The sequence below is a fragment of the Paenarthrobacter sp. NPDC056912 genome (genome assembly GCF_042786555.1).
In the GTDB taxonomy this organism is placed as follows: Bacteria; Actinomycetota; Actinomycetes; order Actinomycetales; family Micrococcaceae; genus Arthrobacter.
In genome coordinates this window covers 24583-47444 of record NZ_JBHUCD010000006.1, presented here as the reverse complement: position 1 = coordinate 47444, position 22862 = coordinate 24583, and the positions used below count along the sequence as shown (strand labels likewise).

Below are 22862 nucleotides of genomic sequence, written 5' to 3'. Positions count from 1 at the left end.
GTTCGCAATATGTCGGCGCTCGGAACTCCCTTGGTCGCCACCTGAGCAGGCGACAACCAAGGGAAGTATGCAAGCGACGAGGACAACGGATGCGGAGGATCTGATTTTCGTCGAGGTATTCAACTTGAATGCTCCGATTAGGAGATGCGAATCTGGTAGGCCTCGTGGGTCCAGCTATAACCAGTTACCTCAGCCCAAGAGTAGGAGTTCGATGGCGCGCCATAGAACCAAGTATTGCCAAGATGGGCAATAGATCGAACTCGCTGACTCGGATTGAAAACCCAAACCTCTGCGTGAGCAGTCCACCAGTTGGTCCAATTGTTCGTCATGCCATCCACTGCGGCAGACGACGGCCCAGCCGTGGATAGTGCAATTCCGCCGGCCACCGCGACAACAGTGGCGCAAGAAACAAGCTTCTTAACAAGATTCGAACTCAATGTAATTCCCCAATATTCAGCCAAGGTCGTATGCCTCGGATGAGTATTGCCTACCAATGCCCGTTGAATTTGGCAATCAAGAACTTCAGCCAATCGAGAATGCTAAGCCGCGACCCGGCGCCTGAGATTATGAAAGTACCCTTACCAGTGGCTTTTTGCCGCTATTTTCCGCGGCCTGAGAGTCAGCCAGTCATAATTGTGATTTGAATCACATTACGAGAGATTGGGGGTTTCTCACCGCAAGGAGGCTGGAGCGGCATTGGTGAAGTCGGCGACGGCGTTCACGGCAGCTCGTGCGTGACGGAACAGAAGATTGAGAGTCCGGCCTACTTCCCCTTCTTCCCCGTCCGCTTAGCCGCAGCATTCATCGCCGACTTCACCGCAGGTGGCAGCCCCGCCGTCTCGGTCTCCGGCTCAGCCACGGTCCCGCGCCAGTGAGCCAGTCCCTTCATGCCGTGGTAGATCACCAGGGCAGCAGCGGAACCAAGGGCAATGCCCGTGAACTTCAGCTCGCCAATGGTCCACGTGTAGTCCGCGATGCCAATGATCAAAGCCACAGCAGCTGTGGTCAGGTTGATCGGGTTGGAGAAGTTGACCTTGTTCTGAACCCAGATCTTCACGCCGAGCACGCCGATCATGCCGTACAGCATCGTCGCGGCACCGCCCAGGACACCGGCCGGCACAGTCGCGATCAGCTCGCCGAATTTCGGCGAAAAGCTCAGCAGGATGGCGAAGATACCGGCCACCCAGTAGGCCGCCGTCGAATACACCTTGGTGGCGGCCATGACGCCGATGTTCTCCGCGTACGTCGTTGTACCGGAACCGCCGCCGAACCCGGCAAGTACCGTCGCGGCGCCGTCGGCCATCAGTGCGCGGCCGGAGACGCCGTCGAGGTTCTGGCCGGTCATTGCGGCCACCGACTTCACGTGCCCAACGTTCTCAGCCACCAGCACCAGCACCACCGGCACAAACAGACCCACTACGCCGATGTGGAATTCGGGCGTCTGGAAAAACGGCAGGCCAACCCACGCAGCGGCATCCATCTTTTCGTAACTGACCTCGCCGCGCATCATCGCCACGAGGTACCCCACAACCACACCCACCAGGATGCTGAGGCGCCCCAGGATTCCGCGGAATAAAACAGAAACCAGGATGATCGTGACCAGCGTGATGAGTGCGGTGACGGGCGCGAGGTCGAAGTTCGCCTTCGCGGCAGGCGCCAGGTTAAGGCCGATCAGCGCCACGATGGCGCCGGTAACGATCGGCGGCATGAGCCGGTTGATCCATTCGGCGCCGAACTTCTGGACCACCGCACCAATAAGCGCCAGCACGACGCCGGCAAGCACCACGCCGCCCAAGGCGCCGGCAACGCCGTACTGCTGCTGGGACGCCATGATCGGGGCGATGAACGCGAAACTTGACCCCAGGTAGCTGGGCACGCGGCCCTTGGTGATAACGAGGAACAGCAGCGTGCCGATGCCCGAGAAGAACAGGGTGGTGGCCGGCGGCATGCCCGTGATGATGGGGACCAGGAAGGTGGCCCCGAACATGGCCACCACGTGCTGCATGCCGATGCCGATGGTCAGGGGCCAGGCCAGCCGCTCGTCGGGCGCCACCACGTGGCCGGGGCGAATGGACTTGCCGTTGCCGTGGAGCTTCCATTTGGTGCCGAGCATGCTCATGGCGGGCCTTCCTCAGAAGATTGTTGGGATTCGGTGCAACATTACCGCCATTGCGGGGCCCGCTCTACGCGCCTCGCGCGCCGGATGGAGCGCAAAGCGGGCCTCACAACGCAGATCCCACAGGGGCACTGTGCGCAACGTCACGGGCCGTCACGGGAAGAGGACAAGGGAACTTGAAGTTGCAACCATGGAAAGCAGAAGTGCCTGGCCGACCACAAGGCCCGGCCCAGCGAAAGGTTTACGAATGACGATCGCCCACGAAGAAGCAGTCATTGACGCCGCAGCAGTCGACGCCATTTTTGCCGAAGCCCGTACCGCCAACAGCTTCGCCGGTGAGGTCACCGACGAGCAGGCCCGCGCCATCTACGAGCTCACCAAGTTCGGCCCCACCGCCTTCAACTCCCAGCCCCTCCGCGTGACCTACGTCCGCTCGGACGAAGCCCGCGCCAAGCTGGTGGACACCCTCTCCAACGGCAACAAGGCCAAAACCGCGTCCGCTCCGCTGGTCGCCGTCCTCTCCTATGACACCGACTGGCAGGGTCAGTGGGACAAGTTCCTGCCCGCCTACGGCGCGCCCAAGGCAATGTACGACGCCGATGCCGCCCTGGCTGCATCCACGGGCAACAACAACGCCCACCTGCAGGCCGGTTACTTCATCCTTGCAGTGCGCTCGCTTGGTTTCGCCGCTGGCCCGATGACCGGCGCTGACTTCTCCGCTATCGACGCCGAGTTCTTCCCGGCGGGCGACCAGAAGAGCTTCCTCGTGGTCAACATCGGCCAGCCCGGCCCGGACGCCTGGGGTGAAGCAAAGCCGAAGTTCGCTTACGACGACGTTGTCCGCACCGTCTAAGACCTCACAGCAGAAACGCCCGCTCACATTTGTGTGAGCGGGCGTTTTTTGTTGGCCGGGGACGGTGGTCAGGCCGCTTCGTCGAAGTCGTCGATGCCTGCAGCTTCCGCGTTCCGGCGCCGCTGCACCCGGGAAGGCACAACGAGGGCCGCGAGCAACGCCAGCACACCTACGCCGGCCGAAACCCAGAAACCGATGGTGAAGGCATCGTCCGACGGTGCGCCCTGCGGTGTGATGTTGGAGGAGATCAGTGCGGCGATGACTGCCGTGCCAATGCTGCTGCCGATGGTGCGCAGCACGGTGTTCGCGCTGATGGCTTCACCGGTCTGAGTGGCCGGCACACTCTCCACGATCGCGTTGGACGTCGCGGCGAGGGCCATGCCGATGCCGATGCCGGTCAGGATGCCGGACACCACGATGTGCCATTCTTCCCCGTGCCCCAGGGCGGGAATGACGAAGGCGACGGTGACGGCCACGGCGCCAAGAATCATGGGGATCTTGGGTCCGACCTTGCGGATCAGGGCACCGGCAATGACACCCGAAATAACCATCGCGACGACGGTGGGCAGCAGATAGATGCCAGCCTCACTGACGGTCTTGCCAAATCCGTAGCCGAGGACGCTGGGCAGCTGGAGGATCGTGGGAACCAGAACGAAAGTGCCGAACATCGCGAAACCAAACGCCAGCGCAACGATGTGGGCCGTCCACACGCCGCGGTTGCGGAACAGCCGCACATCGATCAGCGGCTCAGCAACGCGCAGTTCAACCAGGACGAACGCCACAAGCGCTAAACCGCCACCGACAAGCAGCGCGATGGTCTTGCCGTCGCCCCAGCCCCAGGTCTGGCCTTCGCTGATGGCGAGCAGCACCGCAACAAGGCCCACGGAGAGGATGCCGGTGCCCAGGAGATCGAGCTTGCCTGGGGTTTTGACGGGTGATTCTGGCATGCCGAAGATGGCCCCAAGGAGGGCGATGAGGACGAGTCCGGCCGGCAGCCAGAACAGCCAGTGCCAAGAGAGGGCCTCAACAATCGGACCTGCGGCGACGATTCCAACACCAGCACCGATGCCGAAGATGGCCGACAGCAATCCGATGGTGACGCTGACGCGTTCCTTCGGGAGTTCGTCGCGGACGATGCCGATGGACAGCGGCATCACTGCGCCGGCGGCCCCTTGGAGCACGCGGCCGATGATCAGCACGGCCAGGTTGGGGGCGAGGGCGGCGAGAACAGTGCCCACCAGGAGCAGGGAAAGCACAACTATCAGGACTTTTCGCTTGCCCACCATGTCGCCCAGGCGTCCGAGGATCGGCGTCAGCACTGAGGCGGACAACAAGTAGGCCGTGAGCACCCAGCTGGCGTCGCTGGTTGCGACGCCGAGGTCTTTGCCAATGGTGCCAAGCGCCGGCGCAACCAGTGATTGCAGGACTGCGAAGGAAAGGCCGCCGAGGGACAGGTACGCGATGATCGCGGTGCCGCGCTTGCGGTGTGCCTCCGGACCCGGTGTCGAAGCGCTTTTCGCGCGCTCAATGGTGCTGGACATGGTGCTCCTCGGCATGTAAACGGTTGATTACTTAGAGAATAAAGCGTGATGGTTGCTCATGTCAACAATCGTTTACTTGATGCGTCGTGGAGCTAGAGTTGGGTGTGTGAGCAACGAATCGCAGCAGTCCACAGCAGCCCTCGAGGATGCGCCAGCCATGGCGGATGAGGAGTTGGTTCGATCCGGACGCGACGCGGACGTCACTCGACGCGCATTGGTTCGCGCCGCCCGCAGACGGTTTGCCACAGAAGGCTACCGGGCCACCACGGTCCGCCATATCGCCGCGGACGCGGGCGTCAATGTGGCACTCATTAACCGGTACTTCGGGTCGAAAGAGGGCCTTTTTGAGGCGTGCATGAACCGCACGGTGGATGAGCTCGATCCCCGCATCAGGACAAGGCCTGCCAGTGTCGACGACGTGATCGCCAGGCTCCTCACACATGTCGTCGAAGCCCCCAATGCCGACGATCCCCTGCAACTCCTGCTCCTGTTGCGTTCATCCGGCGACGAAAACGCCGATCGGATCCGCCGCAGGACCCTGGAATCCTTCACGGAGCAGCTCGCAGCTGCAGCCGGGTGGAGCGCAGATGATCCCGCTACCGAACCGCTGCTCCTTCGCGCGCAAATTGCCATTGCCACCATGCTCGGCCTCGTCATGCTGCGAACAGCCACGGGCGTGCAGCCGCTTTCGTCGGCGTCGTCCCGGGAACTCAATGAACCGCTCGGACAAGTGTTCAAGGTTCTCTTGGCGGAACAAACCCGCAAGTGAGAAAGCGTTGGCGATCACCCGCCGGGATGTGAGAGAGGGCCGGGAATTCCCGCCGGGATGTGAGAGTGCATCGGGAACCTACGGACGCTCTCTCAGATCACAACACCTTTCCGGGCGACCCTCTCGCAGTTCCCGACGCCTTCTCCGGAACCCTCTCGCAGTTCCCGTCAACGGGCTTCGGGCCGGGACCGGTGGCAAACTATGCCTATGCGGAACCTCATCTGGGTGGCGTTCACCGAGCCCGTCGCGCCGGGGCTGGTTTTTCCGCGCAGCGATTGGCCGCTTCACATCACCCTGTTAAGGTTCGACGTCGGCACCCAGGCAAGTGCCGACGTCGAAGGTGTCCTGAGCGAGCTGGCCGAAGCACCCGTCAAGGGAGCGCTCGGAACCCAACTGACTGTGGGCGGAGAGGCGGGTTTCGGGCATCTGGGTTCGATCCCCGTGAGCCTGATCGACCACAACCCGTTGCTCCAGGGCCTTCATGAGGAAATCGTCCAAGCCGTTGCCGCCGTGGGTGGAAGGATCGCGACCCCGAACTACGTTCTCGAACGGTACCGGCCGCACATCTCGCACCACGACGGCAAACGCCCCAGGTCCGGAGACGTCGTCGTGCTTGATCAAGTAGCGCTGGTGGACATGGCTCCCGAAGGCGACCACACCATCCGGCGGATCCTCAGGCTCTGGACCCAGGAGACTCGGACCTAGGCGATCACCCCGTCCACCAGTGCTTTGGCTTCCTCTTGCACGAGGGCAAGGTGGTCGGCGCCCTTGAAGGACTCGGCGTAGATCTTGTAGACGTCCTCGGTGCCGGAGGGGCGGGCAGCGAACCAGGCGTTCTCGGTGACAACCTTCAGGCCGCCGATCGAGGCGCCGTTCCCCGGAGCCTCGGTGAGCTTCGCCGTGATCTCTTCGCCCGCCAGCGAGGTAGCGGTGACGTCTGCAGCCGAGAGTTTGCCCAGCTTGGACTTCTGCTCACGGGTGGCGGCGGCGTCGATGCGGGCGTAAACGGGTGCGCCGAACTGGTCGGTAAGCCCCTTGTACAGCTGCGACGGAGAAGACCCCGTAACAGCCGTAATCTCCGATGCCAGCAGTGCCAGCAGGATGCCGTCCTTGTCGGTGGTCCACACGCTGCCGTCGAGCTTGTTGAAGGATGCGCCGGCCGATTCCTCGCCACCGAATGCGCCCTCGCCGGAAAGCAGGCCCGGTACGAACCACTTGAAGCCAACAGGGACCTCAACCAGCTTGCGGCCCAGACCGGCAGCAACGCGGTCGATGATGGAGGACGAAACCAGCGTCTTTCCCACCACGGATTCCGGGTTCCAGCCGCTGCGGTTCCGGTACAGGTAGTCGATGGCTACGGCGAGGTAGTGGTTCGGGTTCATGAGCCCGCCGTCGGGAGTGACGATTCCGTGGCGGTCTGCGTCGGCGTCGTTACCGGTGGCGATGTCGAACGCGGAACCAGCGCCGGAGGAGCCCGTTGAGTCGGACATCCGCTTGATCAGCGATGCCATGGCCGACGGCGATGAGCAATCCATGCGGATCTTCTCGTCCCAGTCGAGGGTCATGAACGCCCACTGGGGATCAACAGTCGGGTTCACGACGGTGAGGTTGAGTTGGTGGCGCTCGCCGATCTCGCCCCAGTAGTCCACGGACGCACCGCCCATGGGGTCGGCGCCGATGCGGACACCAGCCTCACGGATCGCGTCCAGGTTCAACACGGAGGGGAGGTCGTCCACGTAGCTGCTGAGGAAATCGAACTTGCCGGTGGTCTCGGCGTTCAGGGCATCGTTCAAGGGGATGCGCTTGACTCCCCGCAGCCCGTTTTCGAGCAGTTGGTTGGCGCGGTCGGCAATCCAGCCCGTGGCGTCGGTGTCGGCCGGGCCGCCGTGCGGAGGGTTGTACTTGAAGCCACCATCGCCGGGCGGGTTGTGGCTGGGGGTGACAACGATGCCGTCGGCCTGAGGAGTACCCGGCGCAGCTTCGTTGTTGTATTTGAGGATCGCGTGGCTCAGGGCCGGCGTGGGTGTGTAGCCGTGGCGGGCATCCACCAGGACGGTCACGCCGTTGGCAGCGAGCACCTCCAGCGCGGAGTTCTGGGCCGGCTCGCTCAGTGCATGGGTGTCCCGCCCGATGAAGAGCGGACCCGTGATTCCTTGACGGCCGCGGTATTCAACGATCGCCTGCGTGATGGCAAGAATGTGCGGTTCGTTGAACGATGATTTCAAGCTGGATCCGCGGTGTCCCGACGTTCCAAACGCCACGCGCTGCGCGGGATCGCCCAAATCCGGAGCTACGTCGAAATACGCGTCCAGCAGGGCTGTGATGTCAACAAGGTCCTGGGGAAGGGCAACTGTGCCCGCTCGGCTAGCCATGGGGTCCAGCATGCCAGACCCTCGCGCCCGCTCACAGGAAATGACCCTCTTAAGCGCCCTGTGACGCCGAATGGCGGCGGCAGCATTCCTGGAGCCTAAAGTTTCACTTCACGTTCAGGAATGACTGCTAGCAGACAAGAACGCTCCGGACCCGGTTGAAGCAACCGGGACGGAGCGAGGTTGTTGCATGATGCCGAGCATTAGACGGCGGTGTAGCCGCCGTCTACGAGGACGTACGAACCTGTCATGAAGCTGGCTTTGTCGGAGAGGAGGAACGTGGTGACGTTCGCGATCTCCTCTGCCTTGCCCAAGCGGCCGAGGGGATGCTTGGCCTCAAGCCCGTTGATGACTTCCTTCGGTGCGGCTGCCAGCAGGGGAGTGTCGATGTAGCCGGGACCGATTGCGTTGACGCGGAGGCCCTGGGCTCCATATTCGGCCGCAGCGTTCTTGGTCATGCCCACCACTCCGTGCTTGGCCGCTGTGTAGGCGGCGTTGCCGGGAGCAGCTACGGCGCCGTGGATCGATGCCATGTTGATGATGGCGCCTTCGGAGGCGCCCGAGGCGAGAATGGCCGGGATTTGGTAGCGCATTCCGTAGAGGACGCCGCTGAGGTTGATGGCGATAACCCGATCCCAGTCCTCGATGTCGAGTTCGCCGACGGGAGCGCTGGCTCCGCCAATTCCGGCGTTGTTGACGGCGTAGTTGAGGGCGCCGTACGTCTCCACGGCGAAGTCGACTGCCTTCTTGCTGTCCTCAGCCACGGCCGTGTTGCCTTGGAACGGAACGGCGCTGCCGCCGTCGGCCGTGATCTCGTTGGCCACGCGGGTTGCGGCGTCGAGGTTGACGTCCGCAACCACAACGTTGACACCGTTCTTTGCGAGGTCTTTGCTGATCGCTTCTCCGAGCCCGGAGCCGCCGCCCGTGACGAGTGCGGTCTTGCCTTCGAAGTTACCCATGATTCCTCCTTCGCGGGACGGATCCCGCAGTTTCCGTAGTGAGCGCTTCTTGAGGCGCTATCTCGGTAAACCGAGTCGGACTCGGAAAAATTCCATGCGTATGCATGAATATGACATTCCTCGCATTTGTGGCCGCGACCATGGAGCGCGGGCTACCTTATGCGGCGCCCCTGACGGCGGTAGTGTTGGGATCAAAGACCAAATCCAGGGGGATTCCTATGTCAGATCAGCCATCCAAGGGCAACGAGGACAAGCCAGCCGGCTACGAGCCGCCGCAGTACGTTCCGCCGGCCCAGTTCAGCGCGCCGGAACCACTCGCGCCGGAACCACTCGCGCCGGAACCGGGCGCACAAGGACAGGCCGCGCCGGAACAGGGCGCACCCGTATCGCCGCCGTTCGAGCAGCCTACCCAGCAGTTCGACCAGGCGGCCTACAACACCCAGCCGCTCCCTCCCTACGAGCAGAACCCGTACGGCCAGCCTGCCGAGCAGAACCCGTACGGCCAGCCGCCCACCCAGAGTGCCTACACGCCGGGCGACTACAGCCAGCAGCCCCCGTCGCCGTATGGCCAGCCGCCCAGCCCGTACCAGCAGCCCTACGGCCAGCCGAGCCCTTACGGTCAGCCCGCGTACTACGGCATGCCGGCCCAGCCCAAGGCGCTCAGCATCGCCAGCATGTGCTGCGGTATCGCGATCTTTGTTGGCTTCGGTTTCTTCATCCTGCCGCAGATCGGTGCCGTGGTCCTGGGCCACCTGGCCTTGAAGCGCGAGCCCGCGGGCAAGGGCATGGCGATCGCCGGCCTGGTAATGGGTTACATCGGCGTTGCTCTGACCCTCATCTTCGGCATCATCTTCTTCGCGGCCATCGCGTCGTCAAGAAGCAGCTTCAACTACTAAATAAACACGTACGACGGCGACCCTTGGGTCAGGCGGGAATCCCACCTGACGCAAGGGTCGCCGTCGTTGTTCGAGGCTCGGGCGCGGAAGGCAGCTACCGTACGCCGCCCATGAGTTTCTTGATCGCGGGTGTGGCAGCAGCCAGGCCGATGGCGAGGACCATTGCCACGCCGCCGATGCCCAGGAAGTACGGGAGCTCGTCGTCGGGGTTGTACAGGCCGGCAAGGATGCCTGCCATCGTGGTGCCGAGCGAGACGGACAGGAAGAACAGCGCCACCATCTGGGTGTGGAACGCCTGCGGGGCGAGTTTGGTGCTCACGGACAGGCCGATGGGGGAGAGGAACAGCTCCGCCAGGGTGAACATGAACAGGATGCCCACCAGTGCCAGCAGCGGGGTTTTTCCGTCGCCGGCCAGCGGGATGAAGGCCAGGAATGCCAGGCCCATGATGAACAGGCCGGCGGAGAACTTCAGCGGGGAACTCGGCTGCTTGGGGCCCAGCTTGGTCCAGAGTGCGGCCATGACACCGGCGAAGATGATGATGAACACCGGGTTGATGGATTGGACCCAGGCCGCCGGCATTTCCCAGCCGAACAGGTTGCGGTCCAGCTTTTCCTGCGAGTACACGGCGATGAACGTGAACTGCTGCTGGAACAGAGCCCAGAAGGCAGCCGACGCGATGTACAGCGGGATGAAGGCGACAACGCGCTTGCGCTCCACGCCCGTGACGAGCGGGCTGCGGAAGATCAGGAACAGGTAGATCACCGAAGCGGCGATAGCCGCGTAAGCCATGCTGCGGGCCAGGTTTTCAGCGTTCACGAAGCCGGTGCCGAGCAGCACGCCGATGACAATCAGGATGCCCAGGAAGATCAGGCCGTAACGTGTGCGGTCCTTGGCCGGGAGCGGGTTGGGTACGCGGTGCGCTTCTTCGGGGAGGCGCTTGCGGCCCAGGGAGTAGATGACCAGGCCGATTGCCATGCCTACGGCCGCGGCGCCAAAGCCCACATGGAAGCCATAGCTTGTTTGCAGGAAGCCGGTGACCAGGGGGCCGATGAGCCCGCCGATGTTGATGCCCATGTAGAAGATGGAGAAGCCGGCGTCGCGGCGTTCATCCTTCTCGCCGTACAGGGTGCCCACCAGGGCCGTGGCATTGGCTTTCAGGCCGCCGGAGCCGATTCCCACCAGCACCAGGCCGGCGATTAGGCCCGGAATGCCCGGAATAAGTGCCAGTGCTATGTGGCCGGCCATGATCATGATGGCTGAGCCGAACAGGACCTTTTCGGAGCCGAAGAGACGGTCGGCGAGCCATGCGCCGAGGATCGTCGACAGGTAAACGCCACCACCATATGCGCCAACCAAACCTGCGGCGAGCCCCTGGTCGATGGCAAGGCCGCCTTGTTCGGCAGTGAAGTACATGTAGTAGAGCAGGATGCCCTGCATGCCGTAGAAGGAGAATCGCTCCCACATTTCCACGGAGAAGAGGCTGGCCAGCATCTTTGGGTGGCCGAAGAATGACGTATCGCCCGATGGCTTCGCGGACTCAGCCGTGGTTTGAGGTGTGCTCATTTTCTCAATGCTGGCACTGACTGCGGGCATTGTCACATCGTTGAATGCTCCGGGCAACCACTTTCCATATGCTAGACAGGCACAGCGGGAGCGTCGGTCAGCGCCTCCACCACGGCAGCCAACTGCAGAAGCTGGAGTTCCGAACCCATCCTCCCGATCAGTTGGATGCCCATGGGCAAACCAGCCGCCGTCATGTGCACCGGGATGCTGATCGCCGGCAGTCCGCAGACATTGACCATGGATGACCACGGCGCGTACTCGCACTGCCTTTTGTAGTCCTCATCGGCGTCGCCAGCCCACTCGCTCGGCCATGGATCGCCGCTGTGTCCGCCACCGGTGAACCAGCCGACGGGTCGCGGAGTTTGCGCCAATGTGGGCATCAGGATGACGTCCCACTCCGAGTACTGCGCAATGGTGTCGTGCTCGAACTGGCGCAGGAAACCCAGCGCCTCATTAACCTTGGACGCGCTCCGCTGTTGCGCCCGACGCCGGAACGTCCGGGTCAGCGGTGTCAGCAGCGCTTCCCGCTGGGGTGCTATCCGGGCGCTCCCGACGCCGGCGGTCCAGGCCGCGGTGAACGACTCGGGGTAGCGGTTGTCGTAGCGGATCTGCGCGTCGGTGACACTGTGCCCGGCCTTCTCCAGTAGCTCGCTTCCACGGGCAAGGGCTTCCAGCGCATCCCGCTCGATTGCGAACGGATAGACCCCGGCCCATGGACTGTCCAGGCTCGCGCCGATCTTCAACGGTTCCGGCGCCCGCCCAACGTTGGCGAGGTAGCCGCCGTCGGGCGCCTGCTCCCGGGGAACCAGCGCGTCCATGAGCAACGCCGCGTCAGCAGCCGTCCGCGCGAGCGGTCCCGCCACCACCAACTTGGCGGCGTCGCCCGCGCTCGCCCCGGACGGCACCACGCCCCGGCCCGGCTTCAGTCCCACCAGTCCGCAGGCGCCGGCAGGAATCCGGATGGACCCGCCGCCGTCGGTCCCGGGCGCGAACGGAATAAGGCCTGCTGCCACTGCAGCAGCGCTGCCGCCCGACGAACCACCGGAACTTCGGCCCAGCGAATATGGATTGCGCGACGGCGGTGACACCCGGTTTTCGCTGTACGCGGTGAGTCCGAATTCCGGGACCTGTGTCTTGCCCAGCGAGATGGCGCCCTGTCTCTTCAGGGTGGCTGCGAGGGCCCCGTCCTCCGGAGCAGATATGTGTTCCAGGGCGGCGCTGCCGTGAGTCGTTGGCACGCCGGCCACGTCGGTGAGGTCCTTGAAGGCGATTGGCATGCCGTGAAGGAGCGGCAACTCTTGGGACCGGCCCTCCCGGACCAAGCGGGCGTGAAGCTGATCGGCCACAAGGGCGTCGGACATGGCTTGGTCCGCAGTGACGGTGATGAACGCACCCAACTGCTTGTTGCGTTGTTCGATCACGGAGAGGAAGTGTCCGGTGGCCTCACGGGACGACAACTCGCCGGAAGCCAGGGCATCGCGGAGTTCAACGGCGGTCAGTCGTGACAGGTCGAGATATGAAGTTTCAGCCAAGGAAACGCGGCTCCAAGCGTTCTTCCACCGCAACGGCGTCCACGCTTTCGCCTGCGCCGGCGGTGACCCGGAAGGCCGCTTTGTTCGTCACCTCGGACACCACCTCCGAGAGTTCAGTGCCCCGGTACACCAGCCCCACGCCGTCGTCGGTGCAGTGTGTCTCGCCCAGCGTGCCGTTGGCCACCAGCTTGTGGATGGCGGGCGCGCGACGAGGTTCGGAGTCGTAGTGCACGCCGTTGCCGTAAGGGAGGAAGCCGAGGGCGTTGGTGACAGGACGCAGTTCCGGGCCGAAGGAATCGGTCACGCCGCCTTGGAACCAACAAATGGAGCCCGCGGAAACGCCTGCCAACACCACTCCGTGGTCCCATGCCTTCCGCAGGATGCCGTCCAGTCCATGGGCACGCCAGACCGCCAGGAGGTTCACCACGGATCCACCGTTGACCCACACCACGTCCTGCTCCAGGAGGTGGGCTTCAGGGTCTTCGAGATTCGGCATGGTGAAGAGGTCGAGGTGGCTGAAATCGAATCCTGCGATCCTTGCGGCCTGGTCCATTTCCGCGGCCCACCAACGTTGATCTCCGGAGGCCGTCCCGATGTGGGTCACCCGGGGAGCCCGACCCGAGACGCCGGACAGTTCAACGGCGTAGTGCATCAAGTGGTTGAACTCGATCCTGGTGCGGTCGCCCGGCTTGTATCCGCCGGATGTCGCCAGAATGGTGGGTTGCCCAGCAGCCATGGTTGCTCCTAACAGCCGAATCGCGGGTTGCTTGGATCCCAGTCTTAACGTCCCGGCCACAGGAAGCAACCACGGCGCCCAATCGCGTTACCACGCTGAGCTGCGGGGACTAGGCTGGATGCTGACCTGAATCAATGGGAAGGGACCGCCATGAGTGACTTCGATACCGTGCCTGTGGGCGATATTCCGGCTGACGCCAGCATCCTGGACGTCCGCGAAGATTACGAATGGGTAGCCGGTCATGCGGAAGGTGCACGCCACATCCCCATGGATCAGCTGCCAGCGCGTTTGGATGAGCTGGACCCGGATGATGACCTCTTTGTCATTTGCCGCACCGGCGGGCGCTCCTATCGGGTGGTGCAGTGGCTTGTTGGCCAAGGGTACTCGGCCGTAAACGTTGCCGGCGGAATGGACATGTGGTTTGAGGCTGACCGGCCCATGGTCTCGGACAACGGACTCAAGCCCGTAGTTCTCTAGCCTGCTCAGCCAGTCCACGCATATAACCAGCAAGGAATATTTGATGCCAGCAGCAACCTACACGTTCCTCGGCCCGGAAGGTACGTTCACCGAGGCCGCTCTCATGCAGGTTCCCGGAGCTGCTGACGCGATCCGAATTCCGTGCACCAACGTCAACACCGCGTTGGACCGGGTGCGGGCCGGCGAAGCTGACGCGGCCATGGTTCCCATCGAAAACTCGGTGGAAGGCGGGGTTACGGCCACGCTGGATGCGATTGCCACCGGCCCGGAGCTCCGGATTATCCGGGAGGCCCTTGTTCCCATCACGTTCGTGCTTGTGGCGAGGCCCGGCGTCGAACTTTCCGACATCAAGCGGATCTCGACGCACGGCCACGCCTGGGCGCAATGCCGCCTGTGGGTGGACCAGCACCTTCCGGAGGCCGACTACGTTCCGGGATCATCTACGGCTGCATCCGCCATGGGCCTCCTGGAAGACGACGCCCATTACGAGGCCGCTATCTGCGCTCCACTGATCGCCGCCGAACAACCAGGGCTCAACGTCCTGGCCGAGAACATCGGAGACAATCCGGACGCCGTCACGCGGTTCATCCTTGTGAGCCGTCCGGGCGCCCTGCCCGAACGCACCGGCGCGGACAAGACCACCGTGGTGATCCCGCTGCCCGAGGACCACCCGGGCGCGCTCATGGAAATCCTGGACCAGTTCGCCTCACGGGGAGTGAACCTGAGCCGCATCGAATCACGGCCCACCGGACAGTACTTGGGCCACTACTTCTTCAGCATCGACGCCGATGGCCATGCTTCGGATTCGCGCGTCGCCGACGCCCTTGCCGGCCTCCACCGGATCAGTCCGGCCACCCGGTTCCTGGGTTCCTACGCCCGCGCGGACAAGGCACCGGCAGTGGTGGCCCCGCACACCTCCGATGCTGCATTTGCTTCGGCGCACGCATGGGTTGACTCGATTTTGAAGGGGCACTAAGAGCCTGAATCCTTGACGCTTCAAGCCCTTTCGCGGTGCTGCAAGTCTGCGTATGCTTGCTTGATCCATAAACGATGGATGAATGTCATGAAAGGAGCGGTCATGTCTGTTCACAGCGATGACAAGGACGGCCAGGGCATGATCGTTAATCCGAAGCCCTCGGATAACAACCAGGCTGACTGGGACGGAGACGAGGCTGATCGCGCCGATCGCCTGCGTTTCGAGGAAGAACAGGCAATGATCCGGGAGCAGTCCGAGGCCCGTGCCGCAGCCAAAGCCGCGGCGGAGCAGGCTGAGAAGAGCGCTGCCCAGCCTGACAAGGGTGCTGTTTAGGCGGACGCTGCTTTCGGCACGCGGACCAGCAGGGATCCTGGCTCCACCTGGACGGTGACCTTTGTTGCTTCACCGGACGGGTCGCCGTCGAGTTGTGTAGCCATGGGTTCCTGGCTGTGGATGGTGACTTTTCCGGAGCGGTAGAAGCTCATCATCGGCAGGTTCCTGTTGTGCTTGAACAGGATCTTTGTGTACATCGCGATCCAGCCGAACGCGCTGCGCGGGCTCATGACCACAATGTCCAACATTCCGTCGTCGATCATGGCCTGTGGAATGAAATCGATGCCGCCGGGAATCAAGCCGCAGTTCGCGAACAGGACGCTGCGGATTTTGCGGGCCTGCTCCGGCTGGTCGTCCATGGTGATGGTGACCCGTTTGCGGCGGCCGGGCAGATGGCGGACGCCCGCCTCCGTGTAAGCGAGCCAGCCAACGGTTTTCTTGAGGTCTTCCTTGGTGTCGCCCACAACCTCGGCGTCCAAGCCCATTCCGGCAATGACCAGGAATGTGTGGCTGGATGATTCGCCTGTGATGTTGTTGTCGATGCCCATGGTGGCGGTATCGATGAAGCGCTGGTGTCCGAACAGTGCGGTCTGGATGCAACCGGTCAGGTCAGTGACGTCCAGGTCCACGTTGCGTGCCAACAGGTTTCCGGTGCCCAGGGGGATCAAGCCCATGGCTACGTTCTTGTGGGCCAGCGACTCGGCCACCACGCGCACTGTACCGTCACCGCCGCACGCCAGAACGACGTCGGCGCCGTAGGCCAGCGCCTGGCGCGACTGCCCGATGCCGGGATCGTCCGCCGTGGTTTCGAAGAACCGGGGGGCGTCCCAGCCGGCCAGATCACAAGCGTCAATGATCGCTTGCCGGGCAACCTCGGCATTGTTCTTCACCGGATTGAGAATCACCGCGACTCGTTGGTCCCCGGCGTTGGGCTTGTGGGATTCCTCCCGTACCGCGCTCCTGATGTGCCGGGCTTTCAATCGGCGCACACCCCACCAACTGGAGACGGCAAATGCCACGCCCCCAGCGAGAATCACGTACAGGATCCAGTCGCTCATGGTGCTCCAACACTATCCTCCTGGAGGGCCCCGTCTTGGCCGTGCTGACGGACGGGCGGTCCTTTGACCTCCAAGGGCCGGGAATTTGCGGCCGATTCGATACTCTTGTCTGGTGATCGACGTAAAAGACCTCAGCGAAAATCCGGACAAGTTCCGTGCCAGCCAGCGCGCCCGTGGCGCCGACGAGTCCGTTGTGGACGCGATCATCTCCGCTGACTCCTCCCGCCGTGCCGCTCTGATCCGCCATGAAACCCTGCGCGCCGAGCAGAACGCCTTCGGCAAGAAGGTGGCGCAGGCCAAGGGCGAGGAAAAGCAGGCCCTGCTGGCAGAGGTCAAGGAACTGGCCAACTCGGTCAAGGCCGCTTCCGCTGAGGCCGAAGCAGCTCAGGCCAAGCGCGATGAGCTCCTGCGCGTCATCCCCAACCTGGTGGTGGACGGCGTGCCCGAGGGCGGCGAGGACGACTACGTTGTGGTCAAGACCGTGGGCACCCCGCGCGAATTCACGGACTTCGAGCCGAAGGACCACCTGGAAATCGGTGAACTGATCGGCGCGATCGACATGGAACGCGGCGCCAAGGTCTCCGGCTCCCGCTTCTACTTCCTCCGCGGCGTTGGTGCCCGGCTGGAAATGGCGCTGCTGCAGATGGCCATGGACCAGGCCATCCAGGCCGGTTTCGTCCCCATGATCACCCCTACTTTGGTGCGCCCCGAGACCATGCAGGGCACAGGTTTTGATGTAAAGCACGACGCCGAGATCTACCGTCTCGCTGAAGACGACCTTTATCTTGTGGGAACCTCGGAGGTGGCCCTCGCCGGCTACCACGCCGATGAGATCCTGGACCTTTCTGCCGGCCCCATCCGCTACGCCGGCCAGAGCTCCTGCTACCGTCGCGAGGCCGGTTCGCACGGCAAGGACACCCGCGGCATTATCCGCGTGCACCAGTTCAACAAGGTGGAGATGTTCATCTACACCACCGTTGAAGAGGCTGCTGCCGAACACGAACGCCTGCTGGCCTGGGAAGAGGAAATGCTGGCCAAGTGCGAGCTCCCCTACCGTGTGATCGACACCGCCGCAGGTGACCTTGGCATGTCCGCGGCCCGCAAGTTCGACTGTGAAGCCTGGGTTCCCGCGCAGAACGCGTACCGCGAGCTCACCTCGACGTCCAACTGCACCACGTTCCAGGCGCGCCGCCTGAACATTCGCGAACGCGTGGTCAACGACGAAGGTGTTGCCAAGGGAACCCGTGCCGTTGCCACCCTGAACGGCACGCTGGCCACCACGCGCTGGATCGTTGCCATCCTTGAGCACCACCAGAACCCGGACGGCTCGGTCAACGTTCCCAAGGCGCTGCAGAAGTACATCGGCGGGCTTGAGGTTCTGCCGGTTCTTTAGTGGGGTTTGCGGGCAACGACGATCAGTTCGCGGTGCCCGCTGCCCACGTCTTCGCCGGCCCAGCCACCAAGGACTCGCTCAGCAGTGAAACCGGCGATGCCAAGATCGTCCCGCAGCTGAGCCATCGGGAAGGAATCGGGTGCCTCGAGTGTTGGCCGGTGTCCACCGCTCCCACGCCCGAGCATCAGGATCACGCGAATCGAAGGCCAACCGCCCGCCGGGTACGATCGCCCGGTGCACGTCGGCAAGCGTCCGGGACCAGTCGGCGTCGTCACTAATTGCTTGGGCGACGTGCGCTGTCATGATCGCGACGTCAAAACTCCCTTCAGGGATCTGAGCTGATGTGCCGTCGATCCACGTCACGCCTTCAGCGCCGCGTTTCCCGCGAGCGGCCGCAAGGGAATTGGCGTTGGGGTCGATGCCAACGACGCGATGGCCCGCGGCTGCAACGGCGAGGCTGACTCGGCCCGTGCCGCAGCCCAGATCCAGCACCCGGCTGTGGGGCCGCTCGTTCACGAACGCCAGGAAGAGTCGTCATCCGCGGCCCATTGATTCTCAGCGTCATAGAGGGCTGAGAGCTGGGCTCCGGACATCTGTGAAGGCATCCGCCCACCCTATATAGTTCCGGGCTGCGTTCAGCGGGTATTGGGCACAAAAAAGGAAGGGAATTATCCCTTCCATATTCAATTTATAACGCACAGGGGGGCTTGCGGCAAGGGCCCCCTGGTGCCGAACAATGGATCCACGAACCCCAAAGCAAACAGAAAAGGGAGTCGTGCCATGCCCGAAACCAGCCCCCTGAAAACCAGCGCTTTCGCCCTTCCTGAACACCTTGCCCGCAAGACCGAAGCAACGTTGATCGGCCGCGATGAGCAGCAATTCGAAGCCATCGCAGCCAGCCTTTCCGAAACCATTGCGGATTTGTCCGGCCGCCTGGACCTAACACGTAAACAGCCCGGTGGTCGTGGCCAAGCGGCATTGGACAGGGACCAGGAGATCCACCGGCTCACTGCACGCCTACGGGCCCTGCGGCGTTTCGGCTTGGACCTCTGTTTGGGTCGCATGGTCGGCGCGGACAGCCCCGAACCCGTGTACGTAGGCAGGCTGGGGCTCACCGACAGCAACGGCCGCCGACTCATGATCGACTGGCGCTCCCCGGCAGCCGAGCCCTTCTTCGGGGCAACCCACGCCAACCCCATGGGCTTGGTCAGCCGCCGACGGTACCGCTGGACGCGCGGCCGGATCAGTGACTACTGGGACGAAGTGTTCACCACCGACGGGTTGGAAGGGAACGCTGCGCTGGATGACCAGTCAGCCTTCATCGCCAGCCTGGGCAGCAGCCGCTCGGCTCGGATGCGGGACGTGCTGGGGACCATCCAAGCCGACCAGGACCAGATCATTCGCGCGGGCTCCGGCGGGGCCTTAGTGGTCGACGGCGGTCCGGGTACCGGTAAGACTGTGGTTGCCTTGCACCGTACGGCTTATCTGCTCTACTCGGATCCCCGGCTGAGCCATCGCAGCAACCACCGAAAGAGCGACGTCCTGTTTGTCGGGCCGCACCAGCGCTATCTCGCCTACGTAGCGGACGTCCTTCCCAGTCTGGGTGAGGAAGGAGTTCAGACCTGCACGCTGCAGGACCTGGTCCCCGAAGGTGCCGAGGCCGGCGTCGAAAGCAATCCTGACGTGGCCCGGCTCAAGTCTTCCGTGGAAATGGTGAAGGCGGTGGAGGCCGCAGTGAGGTTCTACGAGGAGGCCCCGTCCGAAGGCATGGAGGTCGAGACGCCCTATGCCGACATCTGGCTCAGCAGCGAGGACTGGGCCGAAGCATTTGACGCGGCAGAGCCGGGAACACCGCACAACGAGGCCCGTGACGACGTCTGGGAAGCACTGCTCGCTATCCTGGCGGACAAGCTCGACGAGCACGACGTACCGGAGGCCTCGTGTCGCAGGGTTTTGTCGCAGAACGCCGAGCTTCAGGCCAGGTTCAACAGAGCGTGGCCGCTCCTCGACTATGCACTGTTGGTGGCAGACCTGTGGCGGGTGCCCGCCTATTTGCGACTGTGCGCACCGTGGCTGCAGCCGGAGGACATTGCCACCCTGCAGCGCAAGGACCCCGCCGCGTGGACTACCGCAGACCTGCCGCTCCTGGACGCGGCGCGGCAACGGCTGGGCGACCCCGCGGCTTCGCAGCGAAAGCGACGGCACGAGGCATCCCGGGCAGCCGAACGGGAACTCATGGACCGCGTGGTGGATGACCTGATAGCAGCTGACGACTCCGAAAACCTGGAAATGTACATGCTCCGCGGGGATGACATGCGGGACAAGCTAGTGGACGAGGAGGCTTTGGAGTCAGTGGATCCGGACGTTCTCGCCGGGCCGTTCGCGCACATTGTGGTGGATGAGGCCCAGGAACTGACGGACGCGGAGTGGCGGATGCTGCTGCTCCGCTGCCCGTCCAGGAGCTTCACTGTGGTGGGGGACCGCGCCCAAGCCCGGCACGGGTTCACCGAGTCATGGGAAGAGCGCCTCGAACGGGTGGGCCTGGGCAGCGTGACGTTGGCGGGACTCAGCATCAACTACCGCACACCGGAAGAAGTCATGGCGGAAGCTGAGCCCGTGATCCGGGCCGTCCTCCCGGACGCCAACGTGCCCACATCTGTCCGCAGCAGCGGCATCCCCGTGCTGCACGGAGCAACCCACCAACTCACCACGATCCTGGACACGTGGCTGGCCGCGAACAGTGAAGGGACGGCCTGCGTCATCAGCCAGCCCGTGGGAACACCCGCGAATCCGGACAGGGCCCGCGTCAGCTGGCTCACCCCTGAGCTGTCCAAGGGGCTGGAGTTCGACCTTGTAGTCCTCATCGACCCGGAGGAATTCGGAGCGGGCATCGAAGGCGCCGTGGACCGCTATGTGTCAATGACGCGCGCCACCGGGCAACTCGTCATCCTCCGGAGCGGCGGGTAATCATCAAATGCCGACTGTTCACGCCCCGTTAATCAGCTGCTGTGGTGCCCGTCCTAGTCCGGTGTGGGAGGTGTCTGGTCTACTGTAAGTATGACTATTTTGACTGATACTCCAGTTGCTGGCATCGATGACCAGCCAAATAACACCAACAAGCTCATGGTTGCCTTGGACGTTGACGGGACTCTCGTAGACCACGATGGCCACATGTCTCCGGGTGTCCGCTCCGCCGCCCAAGCCGTCGTAGCCAGAGGACACGACGTCATGATCGCCACCGGCCGCTCACTGAATGCCACCCTTCCCATCATCCAGCAGATCGGCCTCGAGCGCGGCTACGCAGTGTGCTGTAACGGAGGCGTGACGCTCCGCCTGGACCCCACTCTGGACTCGGGCTACGAGATCATCCACAAGGCAACCTTCGATCCCGCTCCTGCCCTGAAGGCCCTGCGTGAACGGCTGCCCAACGCCAAGTACGCGCTCGAGGATGAGGACGGAAACTTCCTCTCCACGGAACGGTTCCAAGACGCCAGCTTCGGCGTGGAGTCCATCGGCGTCGACTTCCAGACCATGCTGGACGCCACGGCAGTCCGCGTGGTGGTCTTCAGCAGCGAGAACACCTCCGAGGAATTCAACCAGGCCATCCACCACATCGGCCTGTCCGGAGTGACCTACTCGGTGGGCTGGACTGCCTGGCTGGACATCGCGGCAGAGGGCGTCACCAAGGCCAGCGCCCTGGAGACCTTGCGGAAGAAACTCGGCACGGACCAGGCCAACACGATTGCTGTGGGTGACGGCCGCAACGACATCGAGATGCTCACGTGGGCAGGCCGTGGCGTCGCTATGGGCCAGGCTCCCGATGAGGTGCTCGCCGTTGCTGATGAAGTCACCGCGTCAGTGCTCGACGACGGCGCCGCCTTGGTCCTGCGCGGCCTGCTGTAACTGCCGCTCGCCACAGCCGTGGCGCCGGATTCGTGGGTGGTGCTGCCTAGACTGGGGCTGTGCTCTACGAAGAGTGCCCGGCTCCGCCCGGGCTGCAGCCGTTTGTCACCCAGCTGTGGTTCATCCGCGCCCAGCCCCAGGCCAGGTACGAGAAGATCTTGCCTGGGCCGGCAGCGCACCTGATTCTGAACCTGTCGGATCCGTACCGCCTCATCAGTCCGGCGGAGAATGCTGCGGAACCCACGGCAACCGAGGTGTCCACCGGGTTCTACGCCGGCCTGCAGCGCAGCTACTTGGTCAGCGAGAATCCGGACCAGATTTTCAACGTTGGTGCGCGCCTGACTCCCTTTGGCTTGGCAGCGTTTACCAACCAGCCGCCGTCGGGGTTCCAGAACCGCGTGGTGGACGCCGAAAGTGTCTTCCCGGGGTTCACGGAACTGCGCTCGCAACTCACGGACGCTGAGCCGGGGCAAGCCTTCGCGGCCCTAACGACTTTCCTGCAACAACAGATCAGGCCCGATTACCGGGCAGATCCCAGGGCCGTAAAAGGGGTTGAAACCCTTGCCCGGGAAGACAAAGAAGTGAACGTGCTGGCGTCGGAACTGGGGATCAGCACGTCCACGCTCGAACGAATCATGATGCGGGATTGCGGCACCACGGCCAAGGCGTACTCGGACGTGTGCCGCTTCAACAGGATCGTGACCCAGGCAGCAGCGCTTCCCAAAGGCTCAGTGCCCGGCCGTGAACTCCTGCATTTGGCCGACTACTACGACCAACCGCATTTGATCCGCGCCTTCAGGCGTTTCAGCGGTTTCACGCCGACCGAGTACCTGCACGTGGTGCAGAGCTACGGCGCCGAGTACGCCATATTCGTGCCCGTGGAGGATGTCACCAGATAACGTGCGGTGTTTTTACAAGACCGCCGGTCTCGCCGGGCGTACTGTCCACTCAGGAACTGAACCCCCTGAGAGGACACGCATGGACATTCAGATCAATTGGCTCGCAGTGCTCCTGGCTGCATTGGCGACGTTCGTGGTGGGCGGGCTCTGGTATTCGCTGCTCTTCGCCAAGCCATGGCAGAAGGCTGCCGGAGTGAGCGATGAGCAATTGAAGACCGGAACGGCTCGGGTGTTTGCGGGCTCATTCATCCTTGCTGTGGTGATGGCCATCTTCCTGGCCGCATTCATTGGCCGGGGCGGCTTCGCCTTTGGTACTTTCGCCGGTTTGGCGGCGGGCTTGGGGTGGGTGGCCACTGCGCTCGGCGTGAACTACCTGTTCGAGCGCCGCAACCTGGCACTGTTCGCCATCAACGGCAGCTACAACGTGGTCACCTTCACGGCGATGGGCGCCATCATCGGCGCGATGCAGGCCTGAGCGGGCCCGCGGG

Annotated in this window: 23 protein-coding genes; 12 read left to right on the top strand and 11 right to left on the bottom strand. The window is 63.4% G+C overall.

The features are described from left to right. Positions 1–137: 137 nt before the first annotated feature. On the bottom strand, positions 138–530 hold the full coding sequence (locus ACFRJ9_RS08320) for a hypothetical protein (protein WP_377666337.1): 393 nt from the start codon (positions 528–530) through the stop codon (positions 138–140). 233 nt (positions 531–763) lie between these two features. Further along, on the bottom strand, positions 764–2119 hold the full coding sequence (locus tag ACFRJ9_RS08315; protein ID WP_377666335.1) for a uracil-xanthine permease family protein: 1356 nt from the start codon (positions 2117–2119) through the stop codon (positions 764–766). Between the two features lie 244 nt (positions 2120–2363). On the opposite strand from ACFRJ9_RS08315, the gene ACFRJ9_RS08310 reads away from it, so the two are divergent. Further along, positions 2364–2969, top strand: a complete 606-nt coding sequence (locus ACFRJ9_RS08310; protein ID WP_377666333.1) for a malonic semialdehyde reductase — start codon at positions 2364–2366, stop codon at positions 2967–2969. Between the two features lie 68 nt (positions 2970–3037). Here ACFRJ9_RS08310 and ACFRJ9_RS08305 read toward each other — a convergent pair whose 3' ends face one another. Continuing rightward, positions 3038–4510 (bottom strand): MFS transporter, encoded by a 1473-nt coding sequence (locus ACFRJ9_RS08305; RefSeq protein ID WP_377666331.1) that lies wholly within the window; start codon positions 4508–4510, stop codon positions 3038–3040. Between the two features lie 106 nt (positions 4511–4616). Between ACFRJ9_RS08305 and ACFRJ9_RS08300 the strand changes: the two genes are divergently transcribed. Both ACFRJ9_RS08300 and ACFRJ9_RS08295 read left to right on the top strand, forming a co-directional pair. Continuing rightward, positions 4617–5279, top strand: coding sequence for a TetR family transcriptional regulator (locus ACFRJ9_RS08300; RefSeq protein WP_377666329.1), 663 nt, complete (start codon positions 4617–4619; stop codon positions 5277–5279). Positions 5280–5486: 207 nt separating this feature from the next. Beyond that, positions 5487–5984 carry a 2'-5' RNA ligase family protein gene (locus ACFRJ9_RS08295; RefSeq protein ID WP_377666327.1) on the top strand — a complete coding sequence of 166 codons (498 nt, stop codon included), beginning with the start codon at positions 5487–5489 and terminating at the stop codon, positions 5982–5984. Here the strand turns inward: ACFRJ9_RS08295 and pgm are convergent. Beyond that, a complete protein-coding gene (gene pgm, locus ACFRJ9_RS08290; protein WP_377666325.1) occupies positions 5981–7651 on the bottom strand; it encodes a phosphoglucomutase (alpha-D-glucose-1,6-bisphosphate-dependent) in 1671 nt (556 codons plus the stop codon). The two genes, ACFRJ9_RS08295 and pgm, sit on opposite strands and share 4 nt — an antisense overlap. 200 nt (positions 7652–7851) lie before the next feature. After that, positions 7852–8607, bottom strand: a complete 756-nt coding sequence (locus ACFRJ9_RS08285) for an SDR family NAD(P)-dependent oxidoreductase (protein WP_377666323.1) — start codon at positions 8605–8607, stop codon at positions 7852–7854. A 218-nt stretch (positions 8608–8825) separates the two neighbouring features. Here ACFRJ9_RS08285 and ACFRJ9_RS08280 point away from each other — a divergent pair, with 218 nt between their 5' ends. Beyond that, positions 8826–9503, top strand: coding sequence for a DUF4190 domain-containing protein (locus ACFRJ9_RS08280; protein WP_377666321.1), 678 nt, complete (start codon positions 8826–8828; stop codon positions 9501–9503). Positions 9504–9597: 94 nt separating this feature from the next. On the opposite strand, the gene ACFRJ9_RS08275 is transcribed toward ACFRJ9_RS08280, so the two are convergent. From ACFRJ9_RS08275 to ACFRJ9_RS08265, 3 genes are read right to left on the bottom strand one after another with little or no spacing between them, the layout of a single operon-like run. Then, on the bottom strand, positions 9598–11097 hold the full coding sequence (locus ACFRJ9_RS08275; RefSeq protein WP_377666319.1) for a peptide MFS transporter: 1500 nt from the start codon (positions 11095–11097) through the stop codon (positions 9598–9600). 41 nt (positions 11098–11138) lie between these two features. Continuing rightward, a complete protein-coding gene (locus ACFRJ9_RS08270; protein ID WP_377666317.1) occupies positions 11139–12599 on the bottom strand; it encodes an amidase in 1461 nt (486 codons plus the stop codon). Then, positions 12592–13335, bottom strand: a complete 744-nt coding sequence (locus ACFRJ9_RS08265) for a Type 1 glutamine amidotransferase-like domain-containing protein (protein ID WP_377666315.1) — start codon at positions 13333–13335, stop codon at positions 12592–12594. The genes ACFRJ9_RS08270 and ACFRJ9_RS08265 overlap by 8 nt, the downstream gene beginning before the upstream one ends. Positions 13336–13485: 150 nt before the next feature. Between ACFRJ9_RS08265 and ACFRJ9_RS08260 the strand changes: the two genes are divergently transcribed. The 3 genes from ACFRJ9_RS08260 (at position 13486) to ACFRJ9_RS08250 (ending at position 15121) form a co-directional block, all read left to right on the top strand. Further along, positions 13486–13812, top strand: coding sequence for a rhodanese-like domain-containing protein (locus ACFRJ9_RS08260; protein WP_377666313.1), 327 nt, complete (start codon positions 13486–13488; stop codon positions 13810–13812). 43 nt (positions 13813–13855) lie between these two features. Continuing rightward, complete coding sequence (gene pheA / locus ACFRJ9_RS08255) at positions 13856–14788, top strand: prephenate dehydratase (RefSeq protein WP_377666311.1); 933 nt, start codon at positions 13856–13858, stop codon at positions 14786–14788. Between the two features lie 102 nt (positions 14789–14890). Further along, positions 14891–15121 (top strand): hypothetical protein, encoded by a 231-nt coding sequence (locus ACFRJ9_RS08250; RefSeq protein ID WP_377666309.1) that lies wholly within the window; start codon positions 14891–14893, stop codon positions 15119–15121. Here the strand turns inward: ACFRJ9_RS08250 and ACFRJ9_RS08245 are convergent. Beyond that, positions 15118–16179 (bottom strand): diacylglycerol/lipid kinase family protein, encoded by a 1062-nt coding sequence (locus ACFRJ9_RS08245; RefSeq protein ID WP_377666308.1) that lies wholly within the window; start codon positions 16177–16179, stop codon positions 15118–15120. The two genes, ACFRJ9_RS08250 and ACFRJ9_RS08245, sit on opposite strands and share 4 nt — an antisense overlap. Positions 16180–16291: 112 nt before the next feature. Between ACFRJ9_RS08245 and serS the strand changes: the two genes are divergently transcribed. Further along, entirely contained in the window at positions 16292–17572 is a 1281-nt protein-coding gene (serS, locus tag ACFRJ9_RS08240; RefSeq protein WP_377666306.1) for a serine--tRNA ligase, read from the top strand. Here serS and ACFRJ9_RS08235 read toward each other — a convergent pair. Beyond that, on the bottom strand, positions 17569–17697 hold the full coding sequence (locus ACFRJ9_RS08235; RefSeq protein WP_377666707.1) for a hypothetical protein: 129 nt from the start codon (positions 17695–17697) through the stop codon (positions 17569–17571). The two genes, serS and ACFRJ9_RS08235, sit on opposite strands and share 4 nt — an antisense overlap. Beyond that, entirely contained in the window at positions 17651–18064 is a 414-nt protein-coding gene (locus ACFRJ9_RS08230; RefSeq protein WP_377666689.1) for a class I SAM-dependent methyltransferase, read from the bottom strand. The genes ACFRJ9_RS08235 and ACFRJ9_RS08230 overlap by 47 nt, the downstream gene beginning before the upstream one ends. A 288-nt stretch (positions 18065–18352) precedes the next feature. Between ACFRJ9_RS08230 and helR the strand changes: the two genes are divergently transcribed. From helR to ACFRJ9_RS08210, 4 genes are all read left to right on the top strand, one after another. Continuing rightward, complete coding sequence (gene helR / locus ACFRJ9_RS08225) at positions 18353–20539, top strand: RNA polymerase recycling motor ATPase HelR (protein WP_377666304.1); 2187 nt, start codon at positions 18353–18355, stop codon at positions 20537–20539. 90 nt (positions 20540–20629) lie between these two features. Next, a complete protein-coding gene (locus tag ACFRJ9_RS08220) occupies positions 20630–21475 on the top strand; it encodes an HAD family hydrolase (protein ID WP_377666302.1) in 846 nt (281 codons plus the stop codon). Between the two features lie 59 nt (positions 21476–21534). Continuing rightward, positions 21535–22374: a DUF6597 domain-containing transcriptional factor gene (locus ACFRJ9_RS08215; RefSeq protein WP_377666300.1), complete on the top strand. Its 840-nt coding sequence runs from the start codon at positions 21535–21537 to the stop codon at positions 22372–22374. Positions 22375–22453: 79 nt separating this feature from the next. Next, a complete protein-coding gene (locus ACFRJ9_RS08210) occupies positions 22454–22849 on the top strand; it encodes a DUF1761 domain-containing protein (RefSeq protein WP_377666298.1) in 396 nt (131 codons plus the stop codon). Positions 22850–22862 lie beyond the last annotated feature (13 nt).

Coding starts and splice junctions, on each gene's coding strand:
- ACFRJ9_RS08295 (WP_377666327.1), top strand. CDS start 5,487: ATGCGGAACCTCATCTGGGTGGCGTTCACCGAGCCCGTCGCGCCGGGG.
- ACFRJ9_RS08280 (WP_377666321.1), top strand. CDS start 8,826: ATGTCAGATCAGCCATCCAAGGGCAACGAGGACAAGCCAGCCGGCTAC.
- ACFRJ9_RS08275 (WP_377666319.1), bottom strand. CDS start 11,097: ATGCCCGCAGTCAGTGCCAGCATTGAGAAAATGAGCACACCTCAAACC.
- ACFRJ9_RS08265 (WP_377666315.1), bottom strand. CDS start 13,335: ATGGCTGCTGGGCAACCCACCATTCTGGCGACATCCGGCGGATACAAG.
- ACFRJ9_RS08310 (WP_377666333.1), top strand. CDS start 2,364: ATGACGATCGCCCACGAAGAAGCAGTCATTGACGCCGCAGCAGTCGAC.
- ACFRJ9_RS08250 (WP_377666309.1), top strand. CDS start 14,891: ATGTCTGTTCACAGCGATGACAAGGACGGCCAGGGCATGATCGTTAAT.
- ACFRJ9_RS08245 (WP_377666308.1), bottom strand. CDS start 16,179: ATGAGCGACTGGATCCTGTACGTGATTCTCGCTGGGGGCGTGGCATTT.
- pheA (WP_377666311.1), top strand. CDS start 13,856: ATGCCAGCAGCAACCTACACGTTCCTCGGCCCGGAAGGTACGTTCACC.
- ACFRJ9_RS08210 (WP_377666298.1), top strand. CDS start 22,454: ATGGACATTCAGATCAATTGGCTCGCAGTGCTCCTGGCTGCATTGGCG.
- ACFRJ9_RS08315 (WP_377666335.1), bottom strand. CDS start 2,119: ATGAGCATGCTCGGCACCAAATGGAAGCTCCACGGCAACGGCAAGTCC.
- ACFRJ9_RS08220 (WP_377666302.1), top strand. CDS start 20,630: ATGACTATTTTGACTGATACTCCAGTTGCTGGCATCGATGACCAGCCA.
- ACFRJ9_RS08235 (WP_377666707.1), bottom strand. CDS start 17,697: ATGGCTCAGCTGCGGGACGATCTTGGCATCGCCGGTTTCACTGCTGAG.
- ACFRJ9_RS08260 (WP_377666313.1), top strand. CDS start 13,486: ATGAGTGACTTCGATACCGTGCCTGTGGGCGATATTCCGGCTGACGCC.
- ACFRJ9_RS08305 (WP_377666331.1), bottom strand. CDS start 4,510: ATGTCCAGCACCATTGAGCGCGCGAAAAGCGCTTCGACACCGGGTCCG.
- helR (WP_377666304.1), top strand. CDS start 18,353: ATGCCCGAAACCAGCCCCCTGAAAACCAGCGCTTTCGCCCTTCCTGAA.
- ACFRJ9_RS08285 (WP_377666323.1), bottom strand. CDS start 8,607: ATGGGTAACTTCGAAGGCAAGACCGCACTCGTCACGGGCGGCGGCTCC.
- pgm (WP_377666325.1), bottom strand. CDS start 7,651: ATGGCTAGCCGAGCGGGCACAGTTGCCCTTCCCCAGGACCTTGTTGAC.